Here is a 302-nt window from a genome sequence, read left to right as displayed (position 1 = left end):
GCGGAACTGGCAGACGCACAGGACTTAAAATCCTGCGGTAGGTGACTACCGTACCGGTTCGATTCCGGTCCTCGGCACCAAGTTGTTTTGCAACAAGGGAAATAACTCACAAACAAATTAATGCGCCCGTAGCTCAATTGGATAGAGTGTCTGACTACGGATCAGAAGGTTATGGGTTCGACTCCTTTCGGGCGCGCCATATTTTACGGGAAGTAGCTCAGCTTGGTAGAGCACTTGGTTTGGGACCAAGGGGTCGCAGGTTCGAATCCTGTCTTCCCGACCATTCTTCTAAAATAACAAAA

The 302-nt window shown here is 49.3% G+C and carries 2 tRNA genes; both read left to right on the top strand.

The features are described from left to right. The first annotated feature begins 122 nt into the window (after positions 1-122). A tRNA-Arg gene (locus TR08_RS27870) sits at positions 123-199 on the top strand. Between the two features lie 7 nt (positions 200-206). After that, a tRNA-Pro gene (locus tag TR08_RS27865) sits at positions 207-283 on the top strand. The last annotated feature ends 19 nt before the right edge of the window (positions 284-302 follow it).

Origin of the sequence: Neobacillus niacini, assembly GCF_000759675.1 — a bacterium.
Lineage (GTDB): Bacteria > Bacillota > Bacilli > Bacillales > Cytobacillaceae > Neobacillus > Neobacillus niacini_A.
This window is presented reverse-complemented; position numbering and strand designations above follow the sequence as displayed.